Source organism: Ferrovum myxofaciens, assembly GCF_000735045.1.
In the GTDB taxonomy this organism is placed as follows: Bacteria; Pseudomonadota; Gammaproteobacteria; order Burkholderiales; family Ferrovaceae; genus Ferrovum; species Ferrovum myxofaciens.
In genome coordinates this window covers 1-15749 of sequence record NZ_JPOQ01000035.1, presented here as the reverse complement: position 1 = coordinate 15749, position 15749 = coordinate 1, and the positions used below count along the sequence as shown (strand labels likewise).

Here is a 15749-nt window from a genome sequence, read left to right as displayed (position 1 = left end):
GGTTCTGTTGTGTTTCAGTACTTTTTAACACCCTCACTGTCATCAATCAAAAAATCTGGAAAACCAGAGTGATAAACTGCCCCATGAACCATTTTAACGTGATCTGACATGTTACCTAACGAAACCGAAAGAATTTTGGAAATGGTGGCCACAGGCGCTCCCTTGTCAGAATCCCTGAGGGCCTTGGTGAAATTTCTTGAATCTCGGGGCCCTGGATTGCGAGGGTCCGTTTTGTTGCTCGACCAAGAGGGTGTTCGTGTTTACCATGGCGCATCATCCTTTCCTTTACCCCCCGCCCCCGCCTTGATTGCCACCATGAACGACCAGTCCCTCAGGTCTCAGGCAAGTTCGGACGGTACCGAGATTTTCCGCAGTGAACCGGTCTTCGTTGAAAATATTGCCTTGGAAAATGGATTACACGCCTGCTGGTCCATTCCAATAATCGATGCAAAAAAACGCGTACTGGGTACCTTGGCCCTGTATTACGCCCAACCCAGACTCTCAACCCCCGAACACCTCCGTCTGATAGACATCGTGACACACATTGCATCCATCGCCATCAGTCGTGAACATGAAGAGGATGCCCTGCGGCAAAGTGAAACAGCCTTTCGACGGTTGTTTGAATCTTCACGAGATGCCATTATGACCACGAACATCGATAAAGGTTTTCTCAGCGGAAATCCGGCAACCATCGCACTGTTCAGGTGCGCGGATGAAGCGGAATTCATCTCTCTTTCTCCCGCTGCCGTATCTCCCGAACTTCAACCAGATGGTCGTCGTTCGGATGAAAAAGCACGAGAAATGATGCAGTTGGCCCTCGACAAGGGTTCGCATTTTTTTGAATGGATGCATAAACGAACCGATGGAACAGAATTTTATGCGGATGTTCTGCTTACCCGCATGAATTCTGGCCCCAATAGTCTGATCCAGGCCACTGTGCGGGATATCAGCGAGCGCAAGTCTGCGGAGATGAAATTACAGCGCATCACACAACTCTACGTAGCACTCAGTCAATGTAATCAGGCAATCGTGCGTTGCCCCTCTGAGGCGGAACTACTCCCCCAAGTGTGTCGCGATGTAGTTAAATTTGGTGGCTTGAAAATGGCCTGGATCGGCATGTTGGACAGCGCGACGAATCAGATCATCCCGGTTGCGTTTTTCGGTGCTGGGCAAGATTATCTGAAAACACTCGACATCTCTGTGGAAGCAGACAAACCTTCGGGGTGTGGGCCCACTGGTACGGCCCTACGGGAAAATCGCGCGGTCTGGTGCCAGGATTTTCGAAAGGATCCCATGACCATTCCCTGGCAAGAAATCGCCATCCAGTATGGTTGGGCAGCCTCCGCCGCACTTCCCTTGCACCGCAATGGTCAGACCATTGGAACTTTCACCCTGTATGCTGATACCGCCCATGCTTTTGATGAGAGTATTCAGTCTCTTCTTCTCGAAATGACACTGGACATAGACTATGCTCTAACCAGTTTCGACCGCGAAAACCGACGCCAGAAGGCAGAAGACAACTTGCGTGAGAGCGAGCAACGCTTGAGAACCATCATCGAGACCGAGCCAGAATGTATAACGGTCATCGGCCTTCAGGGGGAACTGATGGATATCAACGCCACTGGCTTGAAAATTCTGGAGGTCTCCACCCTTGAGGAGGCCAAACAACATTACCTGAGAGATTTCATTCTTCCTGAATTTCATAAAAACTTTGATACCCTGTACCAACAGGTAACGCAGGGAGTAAACACCATTGCGGAATTTGAAATAATCGGATTACAGGGGACCCGGCGGCAAGTGGAGGTCCATGCAGCCCCATTGAGAGATGCCAAAGGAAACATTACGGCCCTCTTGAGTATCACCCGAGACATCACCGAACGCCGACGCAACGAGGCACGGATTCAATATTTGGCCAATTACGATGCGTTGACCGGATTGCCAAACCGTACACAACTGGATGAACACCTTCGCTATGCCCTGAGTCTGGCCAAACGTAGCAACGGGTATCTGGCGTTGATGTTTCTCGATCTCGATCGCTTCAAGGAAATCAATGACTCACTGGGGCATGGCATTGGGGATGATTTGTTGATCATGGTTGCCAAGCGCCTGCAAAGTTTATTACGAGAGGAAGATACCATTTCACGGTTGGGCGGAGATGAGTTCATCGTCATGCTCCCGGGCAGTGATGCTCAAGGGGCCGCGCAAGTGGCACAAAAAATATTGGATATCGTGGCCGCGCCCTATCAGATCGAGCAATATGAACTTTCTGTAACGATTTCCATCGGCATTGCGGTTTATCCCGGGGACGGCATCAATCTGGAATCGCTATCCAAAAGCGCCGATACTGCCATGTATCGCGCCAAGAATGAAGGACGCAACAGTTATCGTTTCTTTACACCCGAAATGCAAGCCCGCACAACACGCAACATGCAATTGGTCAATGCGTTACGCCATGCACTGGAATGTGATCAATTTGACTTGTATTACCAGCCGCAAATTTCTCTGGTTACCAACCGAATAATCGGCGCAGAAGCGCTGTTGCGCTGGAATCATCCTGAACTTGGCCAGGTATCGCCAGCGGAGTTTGTTCCCGTTGCCGAGGACACGGGGTTGATCATTCCCATCGGTGAATGGGTGATTCGCAGGGCGATTCAGCAACTCAGACAATGGCTGGACCGTGGTATCTCTCCCATCGTCATAGCCGTCAACCTATCGGCAGTTCAGTTTCTGTTTTCCAACCTATCTGTTTTGATCCCTCGACTTCTGCAGGAGGCCTCGGTCCCCTCCCACTTGTTTGAATTGGAACTCACCGAAGGCGTGGCCATGCATGATCCTCAAGGTGCCATTGCCATCTTGACCAGTTTATTTGAGCAGGGCATCCGTTTGTCCATCGATGATTTTGGAACGGGCTACTCCTCATTAAATTACCTGAAAAAGTTCAATGTAAACAAGCTAAAAATTGACCAGTCCTTTGTACAAAATATCAGCACGGCCGAGGAAGATCGAGCCATCATCGCAGCCATTATAAGCATGGCCAAAAGCCTGGGCCTGAAAACCATTGCCGAAGGAGTAGAGACTCGGGAGCAATTGATTTTCCTGCGTGAACAGGGATGTAATGAGGGTCAAGGATATTATTTCAGTCAACCTCTTCCAGTAAGTCAATTTGACACATGGCTATTTCATCGTTAATGAATCGAATTCCATCGTAGCCAACGCTTGATTCAAGGTTGGTTGCGTACTATACTGCACATGTGCTGTCCATGTTCATAAAGGAGTAATGCAATGGCAACCGCTACCGAACGAATCCCGGTGCTTGTAACTGCCACGGAAAAAGGGCAAATCGCCAAAATGGCGAAAGACGCGGGAGTTTCAATGGGTGAATTTCTGCGCCGTGCAGCGTCGTCCTATCGTCCGTCCGAAGAAGATTCAATGTTGATTGGCATGATGGACCAGATGAACAAAACCACTGCTCAGGCAAATGCTGCTATTGACGATGCACTGGCGTTCATCGAAGCCTCTAACCAGCGTATCGCCGCGATGGAGAAGAAAGTGGCAATTGAACGAAAAGTTGCCTGATGGGAGTCACTGACAAGATGTGGGATGCAATCACCACCGTTATCAAAATGAATGACAAGGTGGAGCGCATGGCGGCGACCATCATTACCCAACAGCAGAAGATCGAAGGTCTGACGGAGCGGGTTATTCGCCTTGAAACCGCGTTGGAAATCGGCTTGGCCCGTAACCGTAGTGGAAAAGTTCCTCCACGGATCGAACCTGAGGAATGACGGAAAGAACAAGCACATCGCGTAGGATCCAACCACTTTACCTGAATGATGACAAGGGCTATTTCATGTAATCCATGGATTTCATGTAGTTCATGTGACTTTTGTCAAAAATACTTTTTTGTTCAGGCGTAAGGGTCACATAGAAGGTTTTTACCGCGTTTGCCATCAAGGCCATGTTCTGCGCAAGGTCTTTCATCACGTCTGCTTTCATCGTCATACTCTCAGGTGCGGTCATAGGTATGCTCTGCGTGCCCCCTTTCATCTTGCGGTGCATCGATACCATCTTTTCGGCTTGCTCGATCACCTTGTCTGAGAACGCTTTCCATGCGGGTTCTTGATCTTTTGTGAGATTAAGTTTTTCTTTTAATTCACCAAGATGTTTGTGGACGGTGGCAACCAGATCAGTCATCATAGCGCCCTGTTTCATGCCCATTTCGTCACAGCCCATTTCATGGGTTTGTTCATTCACATTTCCGTTATAGTCGGCGGCTGTGGCCATACCCGATGAAAAAACCAAACAGATCAATCCAGTGGCCAGTTTTCTATGCAATTTCATGTGAAATTTCCTTTAAATATGAATAAAAAACGCTCTCTCTGAAATTCACTGACCTGTTGAACTGGGCATTCAAACCGTAACTCATCCACCCGGTCAGGATGTTGCACCATTTACCGTCCAACACGAATCCCGGAAAGAGAATTCAATAATCCAAATACACTCAATAGCCAAAGAATCACCGCAATAATAACCACAGCATTCAAAATTTTCTTGATTGTGACTTCCATTGGTATGTAGGTGTTGATCAGCCAGAGAACCACCCCCACAACAATCAATATAATCACCAACTGAACTAGTGGCATATCGCCTCCTTGTATTGCATCAATTTGCATACGAACTGAACCATTACTGCCATTTTAAATCTAGGCGAAAATCTAAATGCAGTCTGTACGGTATCAAACATTTCTACGGCGGCATCCATGGTATAAAGTACCGCACAGGAAAAGATATACAATCAGAAATGGCAACGGGAGGCTGAATGTTCATCAATGGACTGGGAACGGCAAATCCACCGCGCAGTTATAACAAAACCGAATGCTGGGAAGCTTTCAGGTCCTCTGAATGGTTTGGCAAACTTGGTCTACGTTCACGCATGATTGCTGAAGCCGTTCTTAATAAGGAAAACGGGATCGAATTCAGATCTCTCGCTGTCACCTCCCTGGATGAAGTGTTCAATATTGATCCCGATACCCTGCACAGGCGGTTTCTGGACAATGCGCCAACGCTGGGAACAGAAGCAGGTCAAGCGGCACTGGAAGATGCAGGCATCGATGCCGATGCAATTGACGGCTTGGTGGTCAGTACCTGCACGGGTTATCTTTGTCCTGGCCTAACCAGTTATATCGTGGAACGACTGGGCCTGCGGGCTGATGTCCAGGCTTTTGATCTGGTTGGACAAGGTTGTGCCGCAGCACTGCCGAATTGGCGCCTCGCCGAAGCATTGCTGTCTGCCGATTTTTGCCACAACGTATTGTCAATTTGCGTGGAAGTCAGCAGTGCCGCGATGTATCTTGATAATGATCCCGGCGTATTGATCAGCGCGTGTCTGTTTGGTGACGGAGCCGGAGCCGCGGTGCTTTCCAGGCAGACTAATCCGTTGCGGCGCAGCATCGAATGGAAAGAATATGCTTCACTCGTTAATCCGGCTGAGCGCAATGCCCTGTTGTTCCAAATGCGGGGTGGAATGCTTCGTAACGTCCTGACACGGACCGTTCCCGGTCTGGCTGCCGATTACGCCGAGCAGGTGCTGCACAAGGCATTGAGTGAAATCGGCCTAGTGCCTGAAGACGTCAGCACCTGGATCATGCACGCGGGCGGACGCGATGTGCTGATTGCCTTGCAGAATCGCCTGAAGATCTCCGCTGAAGATCTCCGTTACAGCGCAACCATGCTACACCTTCATGGTAACATGAGCAGTGCTTTTGTCTATTTTGTATTGCAGGCCGCGCTCAATGACAACGCGAAGCCTGGATGGTGGTGGATGTCATCGTTCGGTGCCGGATTCAACTGCCACGGTGCCTTGCTCAAAGTGGCGTAACCTGGTGATGAGAGAGTGCCCATCGTGGACTTTAATCTGCGGCGACAAGTTGAACCGGAGTTGCTCGATGGCCTTGCCGCGGAAGATCCCCAGGCTCTAAGATCACGGAAAGACTTGCGTTGGATTCACCGTGCAATGGCGACATTGGTGATCATGCAACGAGCGTTGAATCGAGGTACGGCAGGATTCGTTCCGCGCACTCTGCTTGAACTTGGCGCTGGGGATGGTTCACTGATGTTACGCATGGCACGGAAGCAAACAGATTGCTGGCCAGCAATGGAGGTTACCTTACTCGACAGATTGAATCTGGTAGAACCACAGACTCTCGAAGAAATCCACAAACTTGGTTGGACACCCCGCGTCGTGACATTGGATATATTCCACTGGCTAGAAGGATACAACAACTCGCGCACGGATATAGTCATCGCCAACCTTTTCATGCATCATTTTTCGTCAAAGGAACTTGCGCGGCTTCTAGCGGGCATAGCGGCGCGCAGTCAAGTTTTTCTTTGCTGCGAACCAAGGCGCTCCATCCTGTCTCTGGTGGGAGCCCACTGCATCGGCTTGCTAGGGGCAGGTCCGGTGACACGGCACGATGCAGTATCGAGCGTGCACGCAGGGTTTCGGGCGCAAGAGTTGTCGGAACTGTGGCCGAATCCGCAGAACTGGGTCTTGCACGAATATTCAGCGGGCTTGTTCACCCATTGTTTCCTCGCCATCTGGAAAGGAGCGTAAATGGATACCAGCCATGATGTCGTCATATTGGGCGGAGGCCCGTCCGGCGCTACCGCCGCCATACTCCTGGCACAGGCGGGATGGAAAGTAGCCATCGTCGAGAAAGCTCAGTTTCCACGTCGCAAGGTTTGCGGTGAATTCATTTCGGGCACGACATGGCCATTACTGCGGAAGTTGGGCGTTGCTGATCCATTGATGGAAATTGCCGGACCTATCGTGCGTCGCGTTGGTGTTTACTCTGGCGATGCGATGGTAACTGCTCAACTTGTTGCGCCAACTGATAAAGCCGAGGATGGCGGTAGAGCAATCGGACGCGAGCATTTGGACACGCAACTGCTCAAGCGTGCGGCTGAAGTTGGGGCCGACGTATGGCAGCCATTTGCACTCGCATCATTTGTCGAGAACGGCAATGGCTACATATGCAACATCATCAACAAGTGCTCGCGCGAGGAACGTGCATTGAGTTCCAGGCTGCTTATCGCTGCACATGGTTCCTGCGAGTCAGGTGCAATGCCAACGCAGAACTTTCGGCGCCCGCAACGCACCTCGGATTTATTTGGATTCAAGGCGCATTTTCTCAATAGCACACTTCCCTCCGATCTAATGCCCCTGCTCGCGTTTCCAGGAGGATATGGCGGAATGGTGCACAGCGATGGCGACCGGGTCAGCCTGTCGTGCTGCATACGGCGCGATCAACTTGAAAAATGTCGGCAACACTATCCGAAGGTGAGTGCCGGGACGGCAGTTTTCGCACATATCAAGTCTTCGTGCAAGGGCGTATCTGAAGCGCTGTCTTTAGCCTGTGTGGACGGCGCATGGTTGTCATCAGGGCCGCTACATACCGGCGTTCATACGTTTGGTCGCGATGGCATCTTCACTGTCGGCAATGCAACGGCCGAAATTCATCCCATAGTGGCTGAAGGCATCAGCATGGCCATTCAATCTGCCTTTCTGTTGAGCGAACAATTAAATGCGTGGCGCGCCCGCATCAATCCGACATTTTCAAATCAGGTCCTCGAAAGCCTGCGGCATAATTATGAAGTTGCCTGGCGCAACAATTTTTCACGGCGCATCAGGGTGGCCACACTATTCGCGCATTTATTCATGCGCCCGTTAACCTCTCGTATTGTGACGGGAGGGTTGGAGCGCTTCCCGCGACTTTTGACCGAGGGAGCTCGCTGGAGCGGCAAGGCGGAGCCGTTACTTTCTTTTTAGTAAAGCAGGTATCGGTGTCGTACGGCAGAAAATTCTTTGAGTCCCGGTTGCCATTGGGCCGCCATGCTTTTGGGGTCCTGCCCTTCGGTGATCGCCTGCAATAGGAAGCGTGACCCTAGCATACCCAGGATTTTTCGGAGGTGAAACTGCTTCGAATAAAGCTGATGCAGGACGCTGGCCAATTCTATCCCCAGTAACGGAGAATCCAGAGCATAGCGATCGGTTAACAGAATGCGAACGCCATGACAGAGTTGATGCGCGTAGCGGCTAGTATCGGGCGTAAACTCTGTGGGAATAAAAAATACGCCGGCGATCTCCCGTCGATTCAGTTCATCCGCCAGTTCCTGACTGTGAATCCAGGGCGCCCCCAGCAATTCAAAGGGGGTATCGGTGCCCCGTCCGACACTGACATTGGCGCTTTCCACCAGCGCGACTCCGGGATAGAGGGTGGTTTCGGTAAGGGTACGTAGATTGGGAGAAGGATTGACCCATTGGATCCCGGTATCATCGAACCAGTCGTGGCGTCGGTATCCCCGCATTTTGATGACATGCAGCCTGACGCCGATGTGATTTTCTGTGTTGAAAAGTTCGGCCAATTCGCCCATGGTCATGCCATGCCGCACCGGGAGAGGAAAATAGCCGGTGAAGGAGGTCAGGGTCGGGTCCAGCATCGGACCTTGCACCACCTTGGCATCGATGGGGTCCGGGCGATCCAGAACATAGAAATCGATGCCCTTGCGGGCAGCGGCTTCCATGGCATAGGCCAGGGTAGTGGGATAGGTGTAGAAACGTACCCCGGCATCCTGCATATCGAAGACCAAGGCATCGATGTTCTGGAGCATTTGATCCGTGGGTATTCTGGTTTCACCATACAGGCTATAAACCGGCAACCCCGTGGTTGCATCCGTGCCTGAGGAAATTTTCTCATCCAGAGTGCCCTGAAGTCCATGTTCCGGACTGAAGATCGCTGTAAGACGGATGCCGGGCGCGTGGTTCAACCGGTCTATTCCCCGATTTCCATCAGCATCCACTCCAGTTTGATTGGTTATGATCCCGATCCGTTGCCCCTTCAGAGGAGCGAAATTTTGGGTCTCAAGAACATCAAGCCCGGTAGCCACCTGGGTTGCCGGGTGAATTACCGGCTTAGAGGAGGCCAGTTCGGTATAAGCGGCAATGGCAGGACGGGCAATCAGGATATTTTCATTAGATTGTGGTCCCAGCGCATTGGAGACAATGGCCAATACCCCTCGGCGTAAAGGGTTGGCGTTGCCCTGTCCATGGGGGTGCACACGGTTGGTCAGGACAATGACAAAGGTATGGGTGATGGGATCCAGCCATAGGAGCGTACCGGTATAGCCCAGGTGCCCATAGGCACCCAAGGGAATAAGTTGATCTCGATTGGTGGCCAGGGGTGCCGCCAACTGCCAACCCAGCCCGCGCAATTCGGTCATGCCGGGCGGTGACTGGGGGATGGTCATTTGTTCCACGGTGCCCGGATTCAGAATTCGAACCCCGTTCCCATTTCCTCCGTTGAGCAGCATTTGAGCAAAAATGGCCAGGTCCCCTGCCGTGGAAAATAGTCCTGCATGCCCTGCCACACCTTCCATGCGGTGAGCTGTGGGGTCATGCACTTCACCCCAGCGGAGTTGACCGTTCAGATACTCGGTGGGGGCAATGTCTGAAGTTGACTCCAAAGGGGGTTTAAACCCGGTGTGCATCATGCCCAGGGGCTTAAAAATATGTTGAGCACAATAGACATCCAGGGGTAAGCCGGACACCCGATAAACCAATTCCCCCAGGATCTCGAAGTTGATGTCGCTATAGAGGTATTGGCTGCCTGGTGGGAAACGAGGTTTCTCCGCAAGGATTCGTTTAATGGCGGTGGAATAACCGAACCACTGGGGGCTTAAATCCAGATCTGGTCGCAAGCCGGAATAATGGGTCAACAACTGCCGGATGGTAATGGCTTCCTTGTGGTTCGCGCCAAACTCCGGCCAGTAGTTCGCCACCGGATCATCCAGACGGAGTCGTTGTCGCTCCACCAACTGCATAATGGCAGTAGTGGTAGCAACGACTTTGGTCAGAGAAGCAAGATCGAAACGGGTGTCCACCGTCATCGGCAGAAGGGTCGGTATCAGGGAACGCTGGCCGAATGCCTTGCGGTATAAAATTTCCTTGGGGGTACCTACCATGATAACGGCACCGGGGATGTGCCCGTGCTGGATTTCCCTGTTCGTCAACCCATCGATGGGCGCCAGATCGGCTACAGGGAATGACGCGGAATTCTGGGCCAAGGCCATGTTCCACAAGGTGAGGAAGAGCCATGGCCAAATACGAAAAACTAACCTCATCGACTATTTGCTCCGGAGACCATCACCATAGAGGTTATGGGGGTTCCACAACATCCATCCATCGCTGCCGAAGTGGTCAGAAGCCTCAATTTGCGCCCTGATTTGATCGTTCTTAAACCACCTTCGGTCGAAGGCATAGTCCCTGAACGCCTGAAGCCAAGGCCTGAAGCGAATGGCGGGCAAACTGCTGCGCTGTTGCGCTTTCTCCAAAGAAAGCAGGACGATTTCACGGGGGTGCTGTACGGGATTGAGGTAACCCGGAATTCCGAACTTGAATCCCGAGGGGTAGAGCATGAAGCACAGATAGTCCAGAACCTCGCTCAGATTTTGCAGTTTTTGGCCAATATGGGTGTCGTCGGTATTCCATGCCACATATCCAAAAATATCAGCGGCCAGAAAAACATTATAAGGAATGAGCCGTTTTCTGGCTTCACCCAAAAATCCTGAAATCGCTCCGACTCGGTTTTCTTCGGTGTTCGGCTTCGAATAGACCGGTTCTGGGGAATCCGGGAAACGAACATAGTCAAACTGAATTTCATCAAACCCGGCACGCGCGGCCTCCACCGCCAGATCGATATTGTAGTTCCACACCGTTGTGCTGAAGGGATCTGGCCAGGATAACCCTTCCCGATCCTTCCAGGTGACTCCGCCCTTGGTTTTGAGTGCCAGTTCAGGGTGTGCGGAAGCCAGTGGGTTATCCTTGAACACCACGATTCTCCCGATGACATAAAGGCCCTTGGCGTGGAGTTCGCTCACCAGTCCGCTCACGTCCTTGATGGTGGTGATTTTTTGTGCGCCGATTTGAGTGGCCAGAGGGATGGAACTTTTGAACGAGACCCCTCCCCTGTCGCCTTTGAGGTCAATCACCAGTGCGTTCACTTCAGTCCGCTGAATGACATCGAGGGCAGCATGGCGCAACGATTTATCTCCGATCCCGTAAAACGAAAGATAAATAGCCTTGGGAATGAAAGGTGCCAAGATAATCGGGGCGGAATCACGGCTTAACGGAGCATCCACACGGGTATGCCCATAGGCCCGGATGCCCAGTTTGTCGCCGCTGCCGTTGATGATAAATTTTCCCTTGAAGTCGGTGCGTACCACCGTGGTTCCCAAAGTGACAAAGGCATTTTCAAGGGGTTTCCGGGTCTTGGCATCAAGCACTGTGCCTGCATAGACGGCCGCAATCGCGGACACCGGGTTCAGTACAACCCAAAGAAGAAGTGGGAGGGAAACAAGGGATTTGATATTCTTCACGGATGGTTTTCTCTTTTCTCCCGGGAAAGGGAGGATTCTGCGAGCAATTTTTCAAACACAACACCTTGGACCGGGTTGATCATCAGATAACGGGGCAAGGCCATCATGGAATCGGAACGGGTAACCGGATGTCTGGCCATGGAAAAAGCCACAATATAACCGGCTTGTCTGGCATCATTGATCAGTTCGTCATCATAAATACCAAAGGGCCAAGCCAGCATATCCACCGTCCCCCCCAGTTTCTGTTGCAAAACTTCCCTGGATTTGAACAGTTGACGGTGAACAAAATTCTCATATTCCTGTGCACTCAGGCGTTTTTTTTCTTTTTTGAAGTTGGGATGCCAATAAGTATGGGATTGGATATCCACGAAGCCGCTGTCCTTCATTTCCTGTAATTGTGACCAGGTCAGGGCATAACTGGCGTTGGAGATGGCCGAAGGGTAGATGAACAAAGTGATGGGCATGTGGTAACGACGGATCAGCGGAAACAGGTCGGTGAATACGGATTCATGACCATCGTCGGCGGTAATCACGACGGAGCGGTCGGGTAGCCGCGGGGCCTTCCCTGCCAGAGAGGCAATCAACTGGCGCAAAGGAATCACCGTGTACCCATGGGTATGAAGATATTCGAGTTGAGAGGCCAAAACCGAAGTTTTGATCGTCATCGAATCCGCAACCACGGGACCAAAGCGATGATACAACAGAATGGGAACGGCAACCCTACCGTCTTCCGTCCCTCCCCCCCAAGCAAAATCAACGAGTGGAAAAAGTAAAAGTACTATCAGGAGCGCGCGCACATACCGTTTTTTCTTCACACACACCTGCTTGCGCATTGATTAAGTGACCAATTTCCGTTTTGTCATAGACAGAACGATCCTCGCCTACGGCCTGTATTATGCAGCCATTTCTGGTTACACTACAATGTAAGGTTCATCCTCTCATGCGTGCCATCATGTCCACTCAAGGGAATATACGGTGTCCCTTTTCCATGCCCTGAAAAGCCGATCTCTGCTCATCTTGCTGATACTGATAGCAATGAGCGGCTGGATTGTCATCAATGAACTACGCTCCTCCTGGCTTCAAGCCCATTATTTTTTCAGGCTTGCAAGCCGGCTCGACTATAAACTGGAGAAGGGCCCCAGTCCTTCGATTCGTTTTCCGAAATCAGGTCCCTATGACGAGCGCCTAGGGTATGGTCAAATTCCGGAATACACCAAGTCATTGACCACTCGTGGGTTTGTTGTCACCGAACAGGTCCGCATGTCGCCCGCGTTGCTTGAATCGCCACTGGCGCCGATTTATGCAGAGAAAGATCAGGCCGGATTGATGCTGTTGGATCACAACCAACGATTGCTCTATGCGCTCTTGTCTCCGACCCGGACCTATGCGAGTTTCGACAGCATTCCAAAGATCTTGATCGACACCCTGTTGTTCATTGAAGATAAGGAATTACTGAATAGCCACTATCCGATGCGCAATCCTGCAGTCAACTGGAGTCGGCTTGACCGGGCGCTATTCGATCAGGCCCTTCATGTCATTCATCGTCAACATGACACGCCCGGTGCCAGTACCTTGGCCACCCAGATAGAGAAATACCGACACTCCCCTGAAGGCCGTACTTTATCCATTCATGAAAAATTTTTGCAAATGGATTCGGCCTCGATCCGCTCCTACCTGCAGGGCATGGACAACATGGCAAACCGCCACCAAATCGTGCTGGCCTATTTGAATACGGTGCCCCTGACGGCAAGGATGGGCTATGGTGAAGTCAACGGATTAGGCGATGGCATGTGGATGTGGTACGGTCGCGATTTTCAGGAAGTCAATCATCTGTTGCAGTTGCACGGTGACGAATCCTTGCAGCAGAGAGCCGAAGCCTATAAGCAGGCGTTGTCTCTCATCATTGCCCAGCGTCGGCCTTCTTACTTTTTACGGGAGGGTTCACCGGTACTGATGCAGATGACTAACCATTATTTGAAATTATTGGGGTCAGCCCATATCATCTCTCCTGCATTACAAAGGGCAGCACTCTCCCTTCCGCTTCACTTGAACCATGGTCCGCTGATCCCGCAGGCAAATTCCTTTGTATCCCACAAGGCGGTAAATTTGCTACGCAATGATCTTCTCTCACTGCTTCACATAACAAATCTGTATGCCCTGGACAGGATCGATCTGAACGTCAAAACAACCCTTGATGGCGATGCGCAGCGTGCTGTCACGAATTTGTTGCGACAGGTGCAAAGCCCTGCCGGAGCACGAGCCGCCGGACTGTATGGCCATAATATGCTGGGAGAAAATGACAATCCCCAGCGTTTGTCCTTCAGTTTTACCCTGTTCGAGCGCAGCTCCAATTCGAATCTGTTGCGAGTGCAAACCGATGATCTGGACCAGCCCTTTGATATCAACAGTGGGGCACGCCTGAACCTGGGATCGACCTCCAAACTACGCACCCTGATTACTTACCTGGAAATCATGACCCGCCTGCATCAATCCTATGCAGACATGAATCAAAAAGATTTGCAGAAAATTCAGGCGGGATCGCAGGATACGCTGACCCGCTGGGCGCTGACCTATTTTGTCGAAAACCCCCATAGCCGTTTGCAGGACATGCTCGAGGCCGCCATGACAAGGACCTATTCCGGGAATCCAGCGGAAGCGTTTTTTACTGGCGGCGGATTACAGAAGTTCAAGAATTTTGAGCCAGAAAAAGACGATGGCATCATGACAGTGCGAGAAGGTTTTCAACACTCCGTCAATCTGGTATTTGTACGCCTGATGCGCGACATCGTGCATCATTACGAAGCGCAGACTTTGAGTGTTGGGGTCGTGGGCCTGGTCAAGACCACTCCTTCAAATTACAATCCCATCACGGGAAGTACAACAGGAACAGCCGAAGTTTCAGTGAATCCATCCCAACAAATCCAACTGTCGCTTTTTGCGGACCGCGAAGGGCGCGAATTCCTGTTTCGCTTTTACAAGAAGTACAAGGGAAAATCCCCCGACGAAATGCTACAAACCCTGGTCGATGGGATCCATGCCAAACCGAAGAATTTGGCCCTGATATTTCGAAGTGTTGAACCTGAAGCCAGTTTTTTACAGTTTACGGCCTTCATGCACCATCAACTGCCCGAAGCGGAACTCGATGAAAAATCCCTGCAGATTCTTTATGACAAGTTCGCTGTTGAAAAATATTCCCTTATGGATAGGGGTTATCTGGCTGGAATCCATCCCCTGGAATTATGGTTGGTTGGCTATCTTTTTCATCACCCTAAAGCGACCCTGACGCAGTTGGTTGAAACCAGTGCCCAGCAACGCCAGGAAGTCTATCAGTGGTTGTTCAAGAGTCATAATAAAAAAGTTCAGGAGTCGCGCATTCGTCAGATGTTGGAACTGGAAGCTTTTCAGATGATCGCCGCCGATTGGCGCCGTTTGGGTTATCCTTTCGAATCCCTGACACCTTCCTATGCCACCGCATTGGGGGCCTCTGGTGATCGCCCGGATTCTCTGGCGAAATTGATGGGGATCGTCGTCAATAAGGGTCTGTTGATGCCGATGGTGGAATTGCAAGAATTGCAGTTTGCGAAGGGGACCCCCTATGAGACCCACTTTGTCAGTCAACCCGCCGCCGGAGTCCGGATGCTCCCTGTGGAAGTAACCGAAGTGGTGCGGCGCTCCTTGATCGATGTGGTGCAGGGCGGAACGGGAATCCGTCTGAAAGACGGATTGGTGCAAAAAAATGGTCAGGTCATCGAGATAGGAGGGAAAACCGGCACCGGAGATCAGCGTTTTGTCTCCTATGCGCCCAATGGAAAGTTGATCGCCTCGCGCGCCGTGAATCGTTCCGCCACTTTCGTATTTTTGATCGGTGACCGCTTCTTTGGTACCGTCACGGCCTATGTTCATGAACCCTATGCGGCAGACTACAAATTCACCAGCGCCATGACGGTACAGTTATTAAAGTCCTTGCTCCCGGTGTTGGGGATGCCTGCTTCCTGATGAAAAACAACAATCAGGTGTAATCAGGTGAATTTACGTGTGTGTAATCGGGCGTATCGGGTGGCAATGTGGGTAAGGTAAATGTTGGGAATAGACACCATACAGATAACGCCGGAATTGCTGGCGTTGCTGACTTAAATAGATGAGTTCAAAGGAGCGTGGCGCGCTCTTGGTAGAAAGCCTTGGAATTGGCTTAACTGAACTTTAGACATTCGCGGGTTTTTCCAAATACCGAAGGCACCCATCTGCGCGATAAATATTTTCAAAAAAATGCAAAAAACACTTGACATGAAATCCGATTTGCGAGGTCGCTGCGCTAC

14 protein-coding genes are annotated in these 15749 nt (G+C 51.2%); 7 read left to right on the top strand and 7 right to left on the bottom strand.

Annotated elements, in window-relative coordinates; genetic code table 11:
• Positions 1 to 14: 14 nt before the first annotated feature.
• Positions 15 to 152: a hypothetical protein gene (locus tag IV91_RS19110; protein ID WP_233418415.1), complete on the bottom strand. Its 138-nt coding sequence runs from the start codon at positions 150 to 152 to the stop codon at positions 15 to 17.
• Between IV91_RS19110 and IV91_RS0106435 the strand changes: the two genes are divergently transcribed.
• From IV91_RS0106435 to IV91_RS0106425, 3 genes are all read left to right on the top strand, one after another.
• On the top strand, positions 109 to 3189 hold the full coding sequence (locus IV91_RS0106435; protein WP_051862208.1) for an EAL domain-containing protein: 3081 nt from the start codon (positions 109 to 111) through the stop codon (positions 3187 to 3189). The two genes, IV91_RS19110 and IV91_RS0106435, sit on opposite strands and share 44 nt — an antisense overlap.
• Before the next feature lie 93 nt (positions 3190 to 3282).
• The gene (locus IV91_RS0106430) at positions 3283 to 3576 is read left to right on the top strand and encodes a plasmid mobilization protein (protein ID WP_031596955.1); all 294 of its coding nucleotides are present in this window, start codon (positions 3283 to 3285) and stop codon (positions 3574 to 3576) included.
• Positions 3577 to 3593: 17 nt separating this feature from the next.
• Positions 3594 to 3785, top strand: coding sequence for a hypothetical protein (locus tag IV91_RS0106425; protein WP_062187270.1), 192 nt, complete (start codon positions 3594 to 3596; stop codon positions 3783 to 3785).
• 58 nt (positions 3786 to 3843) lie between these two features.
• Here IV91_RS0106425 and IV91_RS0106420 read toward each other — a convergent pair whose 3' ends face one another.
• Positions 3844 to 4341 (bottom strand): Spy/CpxP family protein refolding chaperone, encoded by a 498-nt coding sequence (locus IV91_RS0106420; RefSeq protein ID WP_031596949.1) that lies wholly within the window; start codon positions 4339 to 4341, stop codon positions 3844 to 3846.
• 110 nt (positions 4342 to 4451) lie between these two features.
• A complete protein-coding gene (locus IV91_RS0106415; protein WP_031596947.1) occupies positions 4452 to 4643 on the bottom strand; it encodes a Thivi_2564 family membrane protein in 192 nt (63 codons plus the stop codon).
• A 176-nt stretch (positions 4644 to 4819) separates the two neighbouring features.
• Here IV91_RS0106415 and IV91_RS0106410 point away from each other — a divergent pair, with 176 nt between their 5' ends.
• From IV91_RS0106410 to IV91_RS0106400, 3 genes are read left to right on the top strand one after another with little or no spacing between them, the layout of a single operon-like run.
• Entirely contained in the window at positions 4820 to 5878 is a 1059-nt protein-coding gene (locus IV91_RS0106410) for a type III polyketide synthase (RefSeq protein WP_031596946.1), read from the top strand.
• 24 nt (positions 5879 to 5902) lie between these two features.
• A complete protein-coding gene (locus tag IV91_RS0106405) occupies positions 5903 to 6613 on the top strand; it encodes a class I SAM-dependent methyltransferase (RefSeq protein ID WP_200874340.1) in 711 nt (236 codons plus the stop codon).
• On the top strand, positions 6614 to 7828 hold the full coding sequence (locus IV91_RS0106400; RefSeq protein WP_031596943.1) for an NAD(P)/FAD-dependent oxidoreductase: 1215 nt from the start codon (positions 6614 to 6616) through the stop codon (positions 7826 to 7828).
• Here the strand turns inward: IV91_RS0106400 and IV91_RS0106395 are convergent.
• From IV91_RS0106395 to IV91_RS0106385, 3 genes are read right to left on the bottom strand one after another with little or no spacing between them, the layout of a single operon-like run.
• Positions 7825 to 10179: an exo-beta-N-acetylmuramidase NamZ domain-containing protein gene (locus IV91_RS0106395; protein WP_051862207.1), complete on the bottom strand. Its 2355-nt coding sequence runs from the start codon at positions 10177 to 10179 to the stop codon at positions 7825 to 7827. The two genes, IV91_RS0106400 and IV91_RS0106395, sit on opposite strands and share 4 nt — an antisense overlap.
• A 3-nt stretch (positions 10180 to 10182) precedes the next feature.
• Positions 10183 to 11373, bottom strand: a complete 1191-nt coding sequence (locus IV91_RS0106390; protein WP_200874339.1) for a putative glycoside hydrolase — start codon at positions 11371 to 11373, stop codon at positions 10183 to 10185.
• Positions 11374 to 11429: 56 nt separating this feature from the next.
• A complete protein-coding gene (locus IV91_RS0106385) occupies positions 11430 to 12248 on the bottom strand; it encodes a polysaccharide deacetylase family protein (protein WP_233418409.1) in 819 nt (272 codons plus the stop codon).
• A 220-nt stretch (positions 12249 to 12468) separates the two neighbouring features.
• Between IV91_RS0106385 and IV91_RS0106380 the strand changes: the two genes are divergently transcribed.
• Complete coding sequence (locus IV91_RS0106380) at positions 12469 to 15429, top strand: transglycosylase domain-containing protein (RefSeq protein WP_160171533.1); 2961 nt, start codon at positions 12469 to 12471, stop codon at positions 15427 to 15429.
• A 134-nt stretch (positions 15430 to 15563) separates the two neighbouring features.
• On the opposite strand, the gene IV91_RS19105 is transcribed toward IV91_RS0106380, so the two are convergent.
• A partial coding sequence (locus IV91_RS19105) for a hypothetical protein (protein WP_233418408.1) occupies positions 15564 to 15749 on the bottom strand: 186 nt, incomplete at its 5' end.

Excerpts from the sequence above, each read along its gene's own strand:
- IV91_RS0106435 (WP_051862208.1), top strand. The coding sequence starts at position 109 with ATGTTACCTAACGAAACCGAAAGAATTTTGGAAATGGTGGCCACAGGC.
- IV91_RS0106430 (WP_031596955.1), top strand. The coding sequence starts at position 3,283 with ATGGCAACCGCTACCGAACGAATCCCGGTGCTTGTAACTGCCACGGAA.
- IV91_RS0106425 (WP_062187270.1), top strand. The coding sequence starts at position 3,594 with ATGTGGGATGCAATCACCACCGTTATCAAAATGAATGACAAGGTGGAG.
- IV91_RS0106420 (WP_031596949.1), bottom strand. The coding sequence starts at position 4,341 with ATGAAATTGCATAGAAAACTGGCCACTGGATTGATCTGTTTGGTTTTT.
- IV91_RS0106415 (WP_031596947.1), bottom strand. The coding sequence starts at position 4,643 with ATGCCACTAGTTCAGTTGGTGATTATATTGATTGTTGTGGGGGTGGTT.
- IV91_RS0106410 (WP_031596946.1), top strand. The coding sequence starts at position 4,820 with ATGTTCATCAATGGACTGGGAACGGCAAATCCACCGCGCAGTTATAAC.
- IV91_RS0106400 (WP_031596943.1), top strand. The coding sequence starts at position 6,614 with ATGGATACCAGCCATGATGTCGTCATATTGGGCGGAGGCCCGTCCGGC.
- IV91_RS0106395 (WP_051862207.1), bottom strand. The coding sequence starts at position 10,179 with ATGAGGTTAGTTTTTCGTATTTGGCCATGGCTCTTCCTCACCTTGTGG.
- IV91_RS0106380 (WP_160171533.1), top strand. The coding sequence starts at position 12,469 with ATGAGCGGCTGGATTGTCATCAATGAACTACGCTCCTCCTGGCTTCAA.